Below are 14,471 nucleotides of genomic sequence, written 5' to 3'. Positions count from 1 at the left end.
CGGGCGTCCGGCTTGGCAGATACCGGATCTCCACCTACGATCAGTGCAATGGCACACCTTACTGATGGGCCAGGCGTACGTGCCCGCAGCAGGTGGTGATCGTGTTCGGTGCCGCGGGGGCGACAGCGGCTCAGCCGGCCGCGGCGGCGAGAGGAGGGTGCCGATGACCGTCACCGCGACCTACACGATCCCTGGCATGCGCATCCGGGACCACGTCAGCGAGGTGCCGCTGGATTGGTCTGACCCGACGCGCGGCGACATCCAGGTCTTCGCCCGTGAGATCGTCGATCCCACCCGGGCCGGGGAGGACCTGCCGTGCCTGGTCTACCTGCAGGGCGGACCGGGCGGGAAGGGGCCCCGTCCGCTCACCCGGTCCGGCTGGCTCGGCCTGGCACTGCGCGATCACCGCGTGGTCCTGGTCGACCAGCGTGGCACTGGCCGCAGCACCCGCGTCGACGGCCGCCGGATGAGCGCGTTCGCGACGGCGGAGGAGGCTGCCCGCTTCCTCGCGTGCTTCCGGGCTGACTCGATCGTGGCCGACCACGAGCACCTGCGGAAGTCCGTCTTCGGCGGCGGGCGCTGGTCCACCCTCGGGCAGTCGTACGGCGGCTTCGTCACGCTGACGTACCTGTCGAAGGCTCCGGAGGGTTTGAGCGCCTGCTACGTCACCGGTGGCCTGCCCGGTCTCGACCCGTCGGCGGCGGAGGTCTACCGGCGTACCTACCCGCGAGTGGAGGCGAAGAACAGGGAGTTCTACCGGCGGTACCCGCACCAGGTCGCGCAGGTGGGTCGGATCGCCGATCGGCTGGCCGAAGGCGACGTGTTGCTGCCCGACGGCGATGTGCTGACGGTCCGCCGGTTGCAGTCGCTCGGCATCGACCTCGGCATGAAGCCCGGATACGAGCGCATGCACTGGCTGCTCGACGAGGCGTTCTCCGGGGACGAGCTGTCGGCGACGTTCCTGCACCAGGTGCTGGCCAGGACGGCGTACAGTGACAACCCGCTCTTCGCGGCCCTGCACGAGAGCATCTACGGACATGGCGCCGCTGCCACCGGCTGGGCGGCCCAGGCGGAGCGGGAGAGGCATCCGCAGTTCGCCGAGGAGACCAGGCCGCTGCTGTTCACCGGTGAGATGGTCTACCCCTGGATGTTCCAGGAGATCGCCGAGCTGCGTCCGTTTCGCGACGCCGTGGAAGCGCTGGCGGTCCGGGACGAGTGGCCACCGCTCTACGACCTCGACCGGCTGGCCGGCAACGAGATCCCGGTGGTGGCCGCCGTCTACCACGACGACATGTACGTGGACGCGGGTCTGCAACTGGACACGGCGTCCCGGGTGGGCAACGTCCGGACCTGGATCACCAACGAGTACGAACACGACGGCCTACGCGAGGACGACCGGGTCTTCGCCCGGCTGACCGAGATGATCAACGAGGTGGGCGGAGGAGTCCGCGACATCGACGGATCCGACCCGAGCCCGTCCGCTCCACGGCAGGAGGGAATTTCCGTTGCGTGATGGCAGGCCGCCGAAGCTGTCCGAGGTCGCGGCGTTCACGGAGTACATGACGACGGGCTGGGACGTGCCCGACCGCACCCCGTCGGTCGTGCCCGGCGCCGCCGAGGCGGCTGCCGCCCACCGGGCCCGCCTGGCCGAGGCCCTCCCGGGCCGGACCGTCGTGTTGGCGGCCGGGGAGGCGCCCGTACGCAGCAACGACACGAGCTACGACTTCCGTCCGGACAGTGACTTCTTCTGGACGACCGGCTGCTCGGTCGAGAACGCCGTCGTGGTGTTGCGCGGCGGCGACGCCACTCTCTACCTGCCGCCGCCGGCCCAGCCCGGTGACTCCGGGTTCTTCTCCGACGCCCGCTACGGCGAGTTGTGGGTGGGCGCGGCGCCGGGGCTGGCCGACTGGGCGCGGGCGCTGAACGTCGAGGTTCGGCCGCGCGCAGAACTCACCGAGGACGTGACCCGGGACGAGGAGGTCGCGCGGACCCTCGCCGAGTTGCGCATGTACAAGGACGAGTGGGAGATCGGGCAGCTCCGGGAGGCGGTGGACCGCACCGTCGAGGGCTTCGCCGCGGTCGTCCGGGAGATCCCCACCGCGATTGCGGGGCCCGGGGAGCGGTGGCTGCAGGGCACCTTCGACCGGTACGCCCGGGCGTACGGCAACGGCCCCGGCTACACCACGATCGTCGGTAGCGGCCGGCACGCGCCCACACTGCACTGGGTGCGCTGCGACGGCCCGGTGCTGCCGGACGAGGTGCTCCTGCTCGACATGGGGGTCGAGGTCAACAGCTACTACACCGCCGATGTCACCCGGACGTTTCCCGCCTCCGGGCGGTTCTCGCCGGCGCAGCGGCAGGTGCACGACCTGGTGGAACAGGCCCACAGGGCCGGGTTGGCGGCGGTGGGCCCGGGCCGCCGGTTCACGGAGTTCCACCACGCGGCGATGGAGGTGATCGCGCGGGGCCTGGCGGACTGGGGGCTGTTGCCGGTCTCCGTGGACGAGGCGCTGTCCGACACCGGGCAACACCACCGGCGCTATCTGGTGTGCGGAATTGGCCACCACCTGGGGTTGGACGTGCACGACTGCGGCCGAGCCGCGGAGGAGGCCTATCAGGGTGCGGCTGTGGCGCCCGGCATGGTGCTGACGGTCGAGCCCGGACTGTACTTCCACCCGCACGACCTGACCGTGCCTCCGGAGCTGCGTGGGATCGGTGTGCGTATCGAGGACGACCTGCTGGTCACGCCCGACGGTCCGGAGGTGTTGTCCAGCGCGCTGCCGCTGGAGGCCGACGGCCTGGAGAAGTGGATGGCCGTGCATGGATGATGTGACATTGCACTGTGTACCTTCCCCGTACGATCGATGAGGAGCCAGCAGTGACCACCCCCGCAAGGCCCTGGCGCGGCGTGCACGTCGCGACGGCGCTGCCCCTCCACGACGACCTCTCCATCGACTACGACGCGTTCGCCGAGCACGTCGGGTTCCTCGCCGCTGGAGGCTGTGACGGCGTGACGCCCAACGGCTCCCTCGGTGAGTACCAGACGCTGACCCCGCAGGAGCGGGAGCGCGTCGTCGAGACCGCCGTACAGGCCGCCCCCGCCGGATTCGGCGTCATGCCCGGCGTCGCCGCCTACGGCGCGCTCGAGGCCCGCCGCTGGGCCGAACAGGCCGCCGAAGCCGGAGCCACCTCCGTCCTGCTGCTGCCGCCCAACGCCTACCGCGCCGACCGCCGGGCAGTGGTCGAGCACTACCGCGAGGTCGCGCGCGCCGGACTGCCTGTCGTCGCCTACAACAACCCCATCGACACCAAGGTCGACCTGGCGCCTGCGCTGCTTGCCGAACTGTTCCAGGAGGGCTTGATCGTCGGGGTGAAGGAGTTCACCGGCGACGTGCGCAGGGCGTACGAGATCAACGAACTGGCCCCCGACCTGGACATTCTGGTCGGCGCCGACGACGTGCTGCTCGAACTGGGTATCGCCGGAGCCGTCGGCTGGATCGCCGGCTACCCGAACGCGATCCCGGAGAGCACCGTGGAGCTCTACCGGCTGGTCACCTCAGGCGACCCCGCCGACATCGCCAAGGCCCTGCCGATCTACCGGGACCTGCACGCGCTGCTGCGCTGGGACTCCAGGACCGAGTTCGTCCAGTCGATCAAGCTGTCGATGGACGTCGCCGGGCGCAAGGGCGGTGCCTGCCGTCCGCCACGCCTGCCGCTGCCGTCGGAACTGGCAGCCAGGATCACCGCCGACACCGAAGCGGTGCTCGCCAAGGGCTACCGATGAGGTCCCGCCGCACGTTCCACGTCGTCGACTCGCACACCGAGGGGATGCCCACCCGGGTCGTCGTCGGCGGCATGGGCACCATCCCCGGGGCGACCATGGCCGAGCGCCGGCTGTGGTTCATGGAGAACAGCGATGACGTCCGCACGTTGCTGATGTACGAACCACGCGGCCACGCCGCGATGAGCGGCGCGATCCTGCAGCCGCCGACCCGTCCCGACGCCGACTACGGCGTGCTCTTCATCGAGGTCTCCGGGCTGCTGCCGATGTGCGGCCACGGCACGATCGGCGTCGCGACGGTCCTCGTCGAGACCGGGATGGTGCCCCTCGTCGAGCCGGTGACCACGATCAGGCTCGACACTCCCGCCGGCCTGGTCGTCGCCTCCGTGACGGTGCGCGACGGTGCGGCGGAGTCGGTCACCATCCAGAACGTCCCGTCTTTCGCGTACGCGATCGACCGGAAGATCGAGGTACCGGGCATCGGCGCGGTCGAGTACGACATGGCGTTCGGCGGAAACTTCTACGCGATCGTCGACCTGGCGGACCTCGGGCTGCCCTTCGACCGCGCCCGCGCCGGCGACCTGCTCGCCGCGGGTCTGGCGGTCATGGATGCGGTGAACGAGCAGGACCGGCCGGTGCACCCCGAGCGTGACGACATCAACGGCTGCCACCACGTCTACCTGAGGGCCCCGGGCTCCACCGCCAAGCTGTCGCGGCACGCCATGGCCATCCACCCCGGCTGGTTCGACCGGTCCCCGTGCGGCACCGGCACGAGCGCCCGGATGGCGCAGTTGTGGGCGCGGGGCGAGCTGGGCATCGGCGAGGACTTCGTCAACGAGTCGTTCATCGGCACCCGCTTCACCGGGCGGCTGCTCGGCGAGACCACGGTCGGGTCGCTCCCCGCCGTGCTGCCGTCGATCACGGGCAGGGCATGGGTCACCGCGACGGCACAGTTCCACCTCGACCCCACCGACCCGTTCCCCGCGGGATTCCTGCTGTGAGCCCGGTGCCGGTCCCGGACCTTCCTGACATCGGTCGCAGAGAGAACCTCCGCGACCGGATCAGGGAGGCCCTGCGTGCGGCGATCATCTCCGGCAAGCTGGAGCCCGGCGTGGTGTACTCGGCTCCGGCGCTCGGCGCGCAGCTCGGCGTATCGCCCACACCGGTGCGGGAGGCCATGCTCGACCTGGTGAAGAGTGGCCTGGCCGTACCTCATCCGAACAAGGGCTTCCGCATCACGGAGGTCTCCGAGGAGGACCTCGACAACCTGGCCGCCGTGCGGCTGCTCATCGAGCCGCCGACCGTGCGCAATGTCGTGGCGGTGATCCCGAAGGCGGACTTCCCCGAGCTGAGGGCACTCGCGCAGGCCATCGTCGACGCGGCGGAGCGCGGCGACCTGGTCGGCTACATCGAGGCCGACCACGTCTTCCACCTGACCCTGCTCGGCTACAGCCGCAACCGCTTCCTGGTGGATGTCGTGTCCGACCTGCGCTCGCGGACCCGGCTGCTCGGCCTGACCCCACTGTTGGAGAGCGGCAGACTGGGCCGCTCGGCGGCGGAGCACCACGAGCTTCTGGACTTCATCGAAGCCCGCGACCCGTCCGGGGCCGAACTGCTGATGCACCGCCACATCGGCCACGTTCGCGGTCTGTGGGCAGACAGCGTCAAGGACGCCCCATGAGGCGAAGCGGGGCGGCATGACCGAGCGCAGCGAGCGGATCCACGGCGCGGTCGAGCCCCACGCTGCCGCCCACCGTGGGGAAGCGACGGCGTGAGCGCGGACCTGGTGGTCGTCGGGGCAGGCGTGGTGGGCGCTGCCAGCGCGTACTTCGCGGCACTGGCGGGCCTGCGGGTGGTCGTCGTCGAGCGCGGTGCGATCGCCGGCGGTACCTCCAGCGCCGGCGAGGGGAACGTGCTGGTGTCCGACAAACAGGCCGGTCCCGAGCTGGACCTGGCACTGTACTCGCAGCGGGTCTGGCGCGAGGATCTCGCCGAGCACGGCGATCTGTGGGAGTTCGAGGCCAAGGGCGGGCTGGTCGTAGCGGCATCGGAGCAGAGCCGTGCCGCACTGCGCGAGCTCACCGTCCACCAGCGCCGCTGCGGCGTCGAGGTCCGCGACGTCCCGCGAGCCGAGTTGCGCGACTACGAGCCGCATCTGTCGCCGCGGCTCGCCGGTGGCGCCTACTACCCACAGGATGCTCAGGTCCAGCCGATGCTGGTGGCGGCCCACCTGCTCCGGCTGGCCCGCGAGCGCGGCACGCGGGTGCGTACGCACACCGAGGTGACGGGGTTCCTCCGCGACGGCCCGCGGGTGACGGGCGTACGCACCTCGGGAGGAGACATCCCGGCCAGCGCGGTGCTCAACGCCGCCGGCACGTGGGCCGGCGACCTCGCCGGCCGCGCCGGAGTGCGTGTCCCCGTGCTACCCCGACGGGGCTTCGTCCTGGTCACCCAGCCGATGCCACCCCGGACGATCCGCCACAAGGTGTACGCCGCCGAGTACGTCGGTGACGTGGGCAGCTCCGACGCGGCACTGCAAACCTCGCCCGTGGTCGAGGGGACCGTCGGCGGCACGATCCTCATCGGCGCGTCGCGTGAGCGCGTCGGACTCGACCGGACCATGTCCGTTACCGCTGTCGGCACGCTCGCGGCCAAGGCCATCGCGTTGTTCCCGATGCTCCGGCAGATCCGGGTGATGCGCACCTACCTCGGTTTCCGTCCCTACTGCCCAGACCATCTGCCCGTCATCGGTCCGGACACCCGGGCACCCGGCCTCTGGCACGCCTGCGGCCACGAGGGCGCAGGCATCGGTCTGTCCGTCGGCACCGGCAAGTTGATCGCCCAGGCGCTCGTGGGGGAGCGGACCGACCTGAGTCTCACGCCGTTCGCACCGGACCGCTTCGCGCAGGACGAGGAGGCGTTTCGATGACGCACCAGATGACATTCCGCGGTGCCGTCGTGCCGGCCGAGCCCGGCCAGAGCGTCGCCGCCGCGCTGGTCTCCGCCGGAATCACGAGCTGGCGCACCACCCGCAGGGGCGGCACGCCGCGAGGACTGTTCTGCGGCATCGGCAGCTGCTTCGACTGTCTCATCACGGTCGACGGCGTTCCCGACCAGCGCGCCTGTCTCGTCACCGCCGCCGACGGCATGCGCCTCGGCGACGACGCCGGGCCGGACACACCAGACGCCGGCGACCGGGGAGACAGCGAGGCCACACGTGCCTGACGTCGCCGTGGTCGGCGCGGGACCAGCCGGCCTCGCCGCCGCCGTCGAAGCCGCCGAGGCCGGGCTCGGGGTCACCCTCATCGACACCGCCGCGCAACCCGGCGGGCAGTACTGGCGGCACTACGACGAGGCCCACGCCCGTCCCGACGATCGCGTCGGCCATCACGGCTGGCCGGCCTTCACCCGGCTGCGGGACCGCCTGAACGCCCTCCGCACAGCGGGCCAGGTCCGCTACCTCCCCGGCCACCAGGTCTGGCTCATCACCCGCGACACTGGCGGGACCTTCACGCTCCGGATGACGGCTGCCACGTCCACCGTCACCCCGCTGGATGGCGCGGACCTCACGCTCGTCGCGCCAACGCTGATCCTGTGCCCAGGAGGATACGACCGGCAACTACCCGTGCCCGGCTGGGACCTGCCCGGCGTGATGACCGTGGGGGGAGCGCAGGCCCTGCTCAAGGGGCATCGCACGGCGGCGGGGCGGCGTGCGGTCATCGCCGGCACCGGCCCGTTCCTGCTCCCCGTGGCCACCGGCCTCGCGCGCGCCGGAGTGACCGTCGCAGCCGTCATCGAGGCCAACGCGACGCTGGGCTGGCTACGCGATCCGCTCGGCGCGATGTCCGCGCCGGCCAAGGGCGTCGAGGCCCTGCGGTACGCGATGCTGATGGCCCGGCACCGCATCCCGTACCGGACGAGGACCGTGATCCGTGAGGTACTCGGGAAGGACCGGGCGGAGGCGGTCCGGGTCGCCCGGGTGGACCGCGACGGCCGCCCGACCGGGCCGGACGAGGAGATCGCCGCCGACCTCGTCGCACTCGGTTGGGGCTTCACCCCCTCGCTCGAACTGCCGCTCATGCTCGATGCCGAAACGGCGAAGGACACCGACGGATCGCTCGTCGTGGTCGTCGACGACCGTCAGCGCAGCAGCGTCGAAGGACTGTACGTCGCTGGTGAGGCGACCGGTGTGGGCGGCGCGGCGCTGGCCGTCCACGAGGGGCGGCTGGCCGCGCTCGCCCTCGCTGACGCGCGCGGCCGCCCGACCGACCGGGCGCTGATGTGGCGGCTGCGACGGGCCGTCCGGCGGGGCCGCGGGTTCGCCGCCGCCATGCACCGCACCTATCCGGTGCCAGGTGCATGGCCCGAGTGGCTGTCGGAGACGACGCTGGTCTGCCGCTGCGAGGAGGTCTCATACGGCGACCTGCGCCGGGCGCACGAGCACCTCGGCGCGGAGGACGCGCGGACGCTGAAGATGCTGGCCCGGCCTGGGATGGGCTGGTGTCAGGGACGGGTGTGCGGCCTCGCCACCGCCGGGATCGCGGCCTGGCTGACCGGGCGTGAGACCACGACGGACGACCTGCGCCCGCTGGCCACCCGCAGCCTCGCCGTGCCGGTGCCCCTGGGGGAGCTCGCTGCCCTGGCCGAGGACACGACGCCCGCCGAGAAGGAAGAAAGAGGACGATACGGTGAATGACGTGTTGAGCGTCGACCCGCGTACCGGCAGACCACGCGAGCGCGTGGCGGCCGAGTCGACGGCGCACGATGTGGACCAGGCGGTGCGCACGGCCGCAGCCGCCGGTGCGGCACTGCAGGACCGCGCCGCGCGTACGGAGCTGCTTCGCGCAGCCGCCGCGCTCCTGGAGACGAACGGCGAGGAGATCATCGCGACCGCCGACGCGGAGTCGGCGCTCGGCCGGGTGCGGCTCGGCGGCGAACTCGCCCGCACGTGCTACCAGCTGCGCCTGTTCGCGGACGTGGTCTCGGCCGGCACCTACCTGGGCGTGATCATCGACCACGCCGACCCGTCGGCGCAGCCCGCACCTCGCCCCGACCTGCGTCGCTACAAGGTGCCGCTGGGCGTGGTCGGCGTCTTCGCGGCGAGCAACTTCCCCCTGGCGTTCAGCGTGCCAGGCGGCGACACCGCGAGCGCTCTGGCCGCGGGGTGCCCCGTCGTGGTCAAGGCACACCCGGACCACCCCGCCACCTCCGTCCTCTGCGCCCGGATCCTCCGGTCGGCGGCGGCCGAGGTCGGACTGCCCGAGGACGTCCTCCGCCTGGTCCACGGTTTCGACGCCGGCCCGGAACTCGTACGCCATCCACTCACCGCGGCCGTGGGGTTCACCGGCTCGGTGCGCGGCGGCCGCGCCTTGTTCGACATCGCATCCTGCCGGCCGCGACCGATCCCGTTCCACGGTGAGCTGGGCAGCCTCAACCCGGTGGTGGTGACCGAACGCGCAGCCGAGACCAGGGCGGAGGAGATCGGTGCGGGGCTGGCGGCCTCGTACACGCAGGGCATGGGCCAGTTCTGCGTCAAGCCGGGCCTCGTCCTGCTGCCCGAGGGACCAGCGGGTGACGCCGTCGTCCAGGCGGTCGTCGCGGCGGCGGTCCCGTCCGGGCCACTGCTCGACCCGCGCATGCGGGAGGCGTTCCTCGCCGGGGTGCGCGCCCGCGCGGCGCTACCAGGGGTGGCGGAACCGCTCGGGGCGGGCGAGGCCGGCGATGACGCGGTGCCGCTGGCCGTACGGCCGGGCGTACTGACCGTCGCGGCGTCGCGGCTCGACGCAGGGGCGTACCGGGAGTTGCTCGAGGAGTGCTTCGGGCCGGTCACCGTGCTGGTCCGCTACGGCTCGACGGCCGAACGGGACGCGGTGCTCAACGCCTTGCCGGGCAACCTCACGGCGACGGTGCACCTGGCCGCCGACGAGCGGGACGACGCGGCGGCGGACCTGGTCGCCGGGTTGAGCGAGATCGCGGGACGGGTCGTGGTGGACGGTTGGCCCACCGGGGTGACGGTCGCCCCCGCCATGCACCACGGGGGACCGTACCCCGCCTCCACGAGCGGCTCGACCTCGGTGGGAAGCACCTCGATCGAGCGCTGGCTGCGCCCGGTCTGCTACCAGAACGTCCCGGATCCGTTGCTTCCGCCGGAGCTGCGCGAGGCCAACCCGCTCCGCGTCCCCCGCACGGTCGACGGCGTCAGTACGACCTGAACCGGGTCGGGGCGCGGGTGGTGCCCCGGCCGGTGGCCGGAGAGGGCCGCGCCCTGATCGTGGAACGTGGGCCATGCCGTCCCGACGGCGAAACCACGGACCCGTGGTCCACGTCGCCCCGTCGTCCGCCCTGCGCGTGGTTGGCCGAACCCCACACGGATCGCGTCAGGCGCTCTCCGCCGCCGGAGCGTGTCGGTCAGCCGTTATGTCGTGCACGCGCGCTCGGGTCGTCAGCGGGTCATCTGCCGGCGCTTGTGTGACAGGTCGGTGTGGTGGTGGGCGCCGGGGTGGCAGTCGGGATCGGTGTGGACGGTGGCGCTGGTGAGTCGGGGTACGGCGTGGGTGAGTTGGTGTTCGGCGTCGGCGGCGATCTCGTGGGCGGCGACGAGGCTGAGGTGGGTGTCCACGACGAGTTCGGCTTCGGCGTGGAGGCGGTGGCCGATCCAGCGGAGCCGGACGGCGGTGACGTCGCGGACGCCGTCGACGGCGCGCAGTGTGGTTTCGGCCTGGTCGACCAGCTCGGGGTCGACGGCGTCCATGAGGCGTCGGTAGACCTCGCGGGCGGCGTCCTTGAGGACGAAGGTGATGGCGACGGCGATGGCGAGACCGACGACCGGGTCGGCCCAGTGCCAGCCGAGGGCGGCCCCGCCGGCGGCGGCGAGTACGGCGAGGGAGGTGTAGCCGTCGGTGCGGGCGTGCAGGCCGTCGGCGACCAGGGCGGCGGAGCCGATGCGGCGGCCGACGCGGATGCGGTAGCGGGCGACCAGTTCGTTGCCGATGAAGCCGACGAGGCCGGCGGCGGCCACCCAGGGCAGGTGGGCCACCTCGGCGGGGTGCAGCAGTCGGGCGACAGCGGTCCAGGCGGCGGCGACGGCGGAGGCGGCGATGACCGCGACGATGATGATGCCGGCGATGTCTTCGGCCCGGCCGTAGCCGTAGGTGTAGGCGCGGGTGGCGGCACGCCGGCCGAGAAGGAAGGCGATCGCGAGGGGCACGGCCGTGAGGGCGTCGGCGACGTTGTGCAGGGTGTCGCCGAGCAGGGCGACCGAGCCGGACAGCACGACGATGACCGTTTGGGCGACGGCGGTGGTCCCGAGGCCGACGAGCGAGATCCACAGGGCGCGTAGTCCCTCGCGGGAGGACTCCAACGCCGGGTCGATCTTCGCGCGGGAGTCGTGTGAGTGGGGGACGACCGCGTGGGTCAGCCGGTGCCACCAGGCGGTGAGCCGGCCCCCGTGGTGATGGCCGTGATCGTGCGGGTGGTCATGGCCCTGCCCGTGACCGTGCTCGTGCCCGCCCGGATGGTCGTGGCCCTGGTCGTGGTCGTGGTCGTTCACCGCGTCTCCCACCATCCCTTTACGGCAGGGGGTTGGTACCCCCGACGACGGCGATAATATGTGCTCATGTACGCACGCGACAACGGTGCAGGTGCTAGTGACCTGCAACAACGCCTCCCTGTCGACAGCCACGTCGAGGCAGCAACGGAGATGTTGCGGATGCTTGCGGACGGCACTCGGCTGCGGTTGATGTGGCTGCTCGTCGACGGGGAGCATGATGTGACCGCGCTCGTGGCGGCGCTGGGAGTGGCGCGGCCGGCGGTGTCGCAGCACCTGGGCAAGCTACGGCTGACGGGACTGGTCACGGTGCGGCGCGACGGCCGGCGGGCGTTGTACAGCGCCCGGGGAGGTCATGTGCGTCGACTGGTGACCGAGGTCATGCACGCCGCGTCGCACCGGGTGGCCGGTATTCCCGAGCACGACTGACCGCCCGGGAAACGCTCCTATGGCGCGCCAAGTGGTTGGGGTGTGTTTTCGAGGCGTCGATGGAGCTGGCGGTCTCCTGAGCGGTTGAGTCGGTAGCGGATGGTCTTGCCGGAGGACGCGGGAAGCGGGGCCCGCGCCGGCGAGCATGGCGAACGCCGCCGTCGTCGCGGCAGCGCGGCGAGTTCGCCGAGGTGCGCTACCAGGTGTTCTGCCGGCGGGCACTACCGGGCCGGCGAGTTCCAGAGCGGCCCCCGACGATGGCAAAGTGGGACAAAGCGGAAGCCTGTCGGCCTGGTGCCGACTACGCTGTCACACGAGGTGAGCCATCATGTTGACAGACGCACCGATGCAGGCGGCCATTCCCGCGAGCGACATGGAACGGGCCAAGCGCTTCTATCGCGACACCCTGGGCCTGACCATGTCGCAGGAAGCCGAGGACGCAGTCCATTTCGAGTCCGGCGGAACGCGGTTCTTCATCTATCCCACATCCAACGCCGGGCAGGCGCCCCACACGTTGGCAGCCTGGCTGGTCGCCGACCTCGACGCCGAGATGGCGGACCTCCGGAGGCGCGGCGTGACGTTCGAAGAATACGATCTCCCTGGCCTCAAGACAGTCAACGGCGTCGCAGAGTTCCCGACGATGCGCGGCGCATGGTTCAAGGACAGCGAAGGCAACATTCTCGGCGTGAGCCAGCCCCGCAAAGGTTGATCCCGGACGCGGCCCGCGTGACTGGGCGGTGTGCAGCGCGACCCGGAGGTTCCGGACGGGCGTCCGGTTCGGCGCCCGGCCAGCACATGTCCAATGGCCTCGTCGCTAGCCGGCACCTACGGCCGGCCGGAACGCGCGTCATGGCGACAGTCGCCCAAGATCACGACCCGGGCATCCAACAGCCACCTGGTGGTCGCCCGCCGCCGGTACCCGCAGGTGAGCGATCCTCGACGCATCCGCTGATCGGCGTCGCGCTGCTCTGACGGCACCAAGGCGTCTTGACGTCCGAATAGGATCGGGGCTCGTCCTGTCAAAGGAGGGTGTCGATGCATCGGGCGCTGCGGATGGGTACGCCGATCTTTCTGCTCATCCTGCTCGGCGCGGTCGGCTGGTACGCCTCGTACGCCACCACCGTCCTCGTGTGGGAGCTGCGCAAACTCGTGCCCTGGCTGGTAGCGCCGGCCCTGCTGGCCCTGCTCGCCGGGGCGCCGGCCCTGGTGCGGCTGCTCACCCACCGGCTCCGCGGGCGCAAGGTCACGCCCAGGTCGACCGGCGGGGCCATCGTCCTCGGTTGGCTGGGCGCCGCCGTCGGACTGGCCCTGGGGGGCTGCTGGCTGGTCTACGGCGAATACCTCCAGGACCGGGCGTACGGGACCACCATGACGGTGGTGAGCGATCCGGTCCCGGAGCTGGCCGCACGCGCGCCGTACCTGGTCGGCAAGGCACAGGCCGCGCCCAACCTGGGCGACGTCACCGGCGAGATCACCGACGTCAGCTACCTGCCCGACTCCGACCGCTTCGCCGTCCTGGTCGAGCGGCGCGGCTGGTTGGCCGGTTACGAGGTCGGTCTGATGCAGGAGGTGCCGCTCGGCGGCAAGAGCCGGGCGCAGCAGCGGTGCCAGTTCGACGTGTCAGCCGCCGACGCGCGGATCGGCGGCTGGTTCAGCCACAACCTGGGCCGGAAGATCTCCGCCGAACGACGTTGGGCCCGGTTCTCCGCCGACGACGCGTACGTCTACTGCCAGGGCGACAACCCGATCGTGGTGGTGCCGCTGAAGAAGCAGACCGGAATCCTGGTGGTGACCGAACGGCCGGCCGGTGTGGCGCGGTACGACGGCCGAACCGGAGAGGTCACCATCACCGACGACACGACGAAGGTGCCCGGACCGTCCTACCCGATCAGCCTGGCCGCCCGGCAGCGGGAGGGCACCACCGCCGTCGGCGGTTTCGCCGACTGGTGGTTCGAGCGCAGCGGCTGGGACGCCTCCGAGGACGGCGCCAACGAGGGCAACGAGTCGGAGTTCACCCTCCGCTACCGCGACGGCAGCGGACGCAGCGCGTACGTCACCCCGCTCACCCCGCAGGGCGAGGCCAGTTCGGTGGTGGCGGTGTCGACCGTGCCGACCCGGCACGCCGGCAGCGGTCTCGCCCCGCTGACCGTGCACCGGCTCAACCCGACCTGGTCGTCGCCCCAGGCGATCGTCGCCCTGATCAAGGCGGAGTACCGGGACGTCTGCTGCTGGAACGACGACCAGGTGTTCGAGGTGGTGCCGACCGGCGGCAGCACGTGGACCGCCACACTCGGCAGTGAGCAGAGCATCCGGTACCGGGTGGAGGGCCGGGGCCAGATCAACGGCCGGGAGGCAACCTGCCTGAAGAACGCCGACGGCACCCTCGTCCGATGCGCGTACGCCGCCCCCGGTTCGCCTGAGGAGCAGGAGCTGCAACGCCGGGAGCAGCAGAAGCAACAGGAGCAGGCGGCGAACGGCGGCACGGACCCGGGCGACCTGACCAAGTACACCGACGAGCGGTTGGCCGAGCTGCACCGGCGGGTCGCCGAGGAGGTCGACCGCCGCCTCAAGGAGCGGTAGTGGTCGATGATCGGTCCACTCGCCGCCGCGACGTCAGGACCAATGCCACGTAGCTCGGTTTGATCTTGCTGCGGGTGGGGTTGCAGCCGCCAGAATCGGATGGGTGTGGCTGCGAGCGTCCGGGCGAGGCAGGCG

The 14,471-nt window shown here is 71.6% G+C and carries 13 protein-coding genes; 12 read left to right on the top strand and 1 reads right to left on the bottom strand.

The features are described 5' to 3' along the window. Window positions 1-163 precede the first annotated feature (163 nt). The 9 genes from ACGFZ2_RS23675 (at window position 164) to ACGFZ2_RS23635 (ending at window position 9,993) form a co-directional block, all read left to right on the top strand. A complete protein-coding gene (locus ACGFZ2_RS23675; RefSeq protein ID WP_393456903.1) occupies window positions 164-1,513 on the top strand; it encodes an alpha/beta fold hydrolase in 1,350 nt (449 codons plus the stop codon). Continuing rightward, on the top strand, window positions 1,506-2,828 hold the full coding sequence (locus tag ACGFZ2_RS23670; protein WP_393456900.1) for an aminopeptidase P family protein: 1,323 nt from the start codon (window positions 1,506-1,508) through the stop codon (window positions 2,826-2,828). Before ACGFZ2_RS23675 ends, ACGFZ2_RS23670 begins: the two co-directional genes overlap by 8 nt. 50 nt (window positions 2,829-2,878) lie before the next feature. Continuing rightward, on the top strand, window positions 2,879-3,784 hold the full coding sequence (locus ACGFZ2_RS23665) for a dihydrodipicolinate synthase family protein (protein ID WP_393263546.1): 906 nt from the start codon (window positions 2,879-2,881) through the stop codon (window positions 3,782-3,784). Beyond that, on the top strand, window positions 3,781-4,782 hold the full coding sequence (locus ACGFZ2_RS23660; RefSeq protein ID WP_393456897.1) for a proline racemase family protein: 1,002 nt from the start codon (window positions 3,781-3,783) through the stop codon (window positions 4,780-4,782). The genes ACGFZ2_RS23665 and ACGFZ2_RS23660 overlap by 4 nt, the downstream gene beginning before the upstream one ends. Then, window positions 4,779-5,462 (top strand): GntR family transcriptional regulator, encoded by a 684-nt coding sequence (locus ACGFZ2_RS23655; protein ID WP_393263542.1) that lies wholly within the window; start codon window positions 4,779-4,781, stop codon window positions 5,460-5,462. The genes ACGFZ2_RS23660 and ACGFZ2_RS23655 overlap by 4 nt, the downstream gene beginning before the upstream one ends. 90 nt (window positions 5,463-5,552) lie before the next feature. Next, complete coding sequence (locus ACGFZ2_RS23650; RefSeq protein ID WP_393456894.1) at window positions 5,553-6,710, top strand: NAD(P)/FAD-dependent oxidoreductase; 1,158 nt, start codon at window positions 5,553-5,555, stop codon at window positions 6,708-6,710. Then, window positions 6,707-7,006, top strand: coding sequence for a (2Fe-2S)-binding protein (locus tag ACGFZ2_RS23645; RefSeq protein ID WP_393456891.1), 300 nt, complete (start codon window positions 6,707-6,709; stop codon window positions 7,004-7,006). The genes ACGFZ2_RS23650 and ACGFZ2_RS23645 overlap by 4 nt, the downstream gene beginning before the upstream one ends. After that, window positions 6,999-8,477 carry an NAD(P)/FAD-dependent oxidoreductase gene (locus tag ACGFZ2_RS23640; RefSeq protein WP_393456888.1) on the top strand — a complete coding sequence of 493 codons (1,479 nt, stop codon included), beginning with the start codon at window positions 6,999-7,001 and terminating at the stop codon, window positions 8,475-8,477. Before ACGFZ2_RS23645 ends, ACGFZ2_RS23640 begins: the two co-directional genes overlap by 8 nt. Continuing rightward, window positions 8,470-9,993, top strand: a complete 1,524-nt coding sequence (locus tag ACGFZ2_RS23635; protein ID WP_393456885.1) for an aldehyde dehydrogenase (NADP(+)) — start codon at window positions 8,470-8,472, stop codon at window positions 9,991-9,993. Before ACGFZ2_RS23640 ends, ACGFZ2_RS23635 begins: the two co-directional genes overlap by 8 nt. A 230-nt stretch (window positions 9,994-10,223) precedes the next feature. On the opposite strand, the gene ACGFZ2_RS23630 is transcribed toward ACGFZ2_RS23635, so the two are convergent. Then, window positions 10,224-11,330: a cation diffusion facilitator family transporter gene (locus ACGFZ2_RS23630; protein WP_393263533.1), complete on the bottom strand. Its 1,107-nt coding sequence runs from the start codon at window positions 11,328-11,330 to the stop codon at window positions 10,224-10,226. Between the two features lie 66 nt (window positions 11,331-11,396). On the opposite strand from ACGFZ2_RS23630, the gene ACGFZ2_RS23625 reads away from it, so the two are divergent. The 3 genes from ACGFZ2_RS23625 to ACGFZ2_RS23615 all read left to right on the top strand — a co-directional run bounded on the left by ACGFZ2_RS23625 (window position 11,397) and on the right by ACGFZ2_RS23615 (window position 14,336). Further along, window positions 11,397-11,756 (top strand): ArsR/SmtB family transcription factor, encoded by a 360-nt coding sequence (locus ACGFZ2_RS23625; RefSeq protein ID WP_393263531.1) that lies wholly within the window; start codon window positions 11,397-11,399, stop codon window positions 11,754-11,756. A gap of 328 nt (window positions 11,757-12,084) precedes the next feature. Beyond that, a complete protein-coding gene (locus ACGFZ2_RS23620) occupies window positions 12,085-12,465 on the top strand; it encodes a VOC family protein (protein WP_393263530.1) in 381 nt (126 codons plus the stop codon). A gap of 326 nt (window positions 12,466-12,791) precedes the next feature. Beyond that, entirely contained in the window at window positions 12,792-14,336 is a 1,545-nt protein-coding gene (locus ACGFZ2_RS23615; RefSeq protein WP_393456882.1) for a hypothetical protein, read from the top strand. Window positions 14,337-14,471: the final 135 nt, after the last annotated feature.

Origin of the sequence: Micromonospora sp. NPDC048063, assembly GCF_043202855.1 — a bacterium.
Lineage (GTDB): Bacteria > Actinomycetota > Actinomycetes > Mycobacteriales > Micromonosporaceae > Micromonospora.
This window is presented reverse-complemented; position numbering and strand designations above follow the sequence as displayed.

Bases quoted from the DNA above. Each gene is read 5' to 3' on its own strand.
- ACGFZ2_RS23675 (WP_393456903.1), top strand. From the start codon at position 164: ATGACCGTCACCGCGACCTACACGATCCCTGGCATGCGCATCCGGGAC.
- ACGFZ2_RS23660 (WP_393456897.1), top strand. From the start codon at position 3,781: ATGAGGTCCCGCCGCACGTTCCACGTCGTCGACTCGCACACCGAGGGG.
- ACGFZ2_RS23645 (WP_393456891.1), top strand. From the start codon at position 6,707: ATGACGCACCAGATGACATTCCGCGGTGCCGTCGTGCCGGCCGAGCCC.
- ACGFZ2_RS23625 (WP_393263531.1), top strand. From the start codon at position 11,397: ATGTACGCACGCGACAACGGTGCAGGTGCTAGTGACCTGCAACAACGC.
- ACGFZ2_RS23620 (WP_393263530.1), top strand. From the start codon at position 12,085: ATGTTGACAGACGCACCGATGCAGGCGGCCATTCCCGCGAGCGACATG.
- ACGFZ2_RS23615 (WP_393456882.1), top strand. From the start codon at position 12,792: ATGCATCGGGCGCTGCGGATGGGTACGCCGATCTTTCTGCTCATCCTG.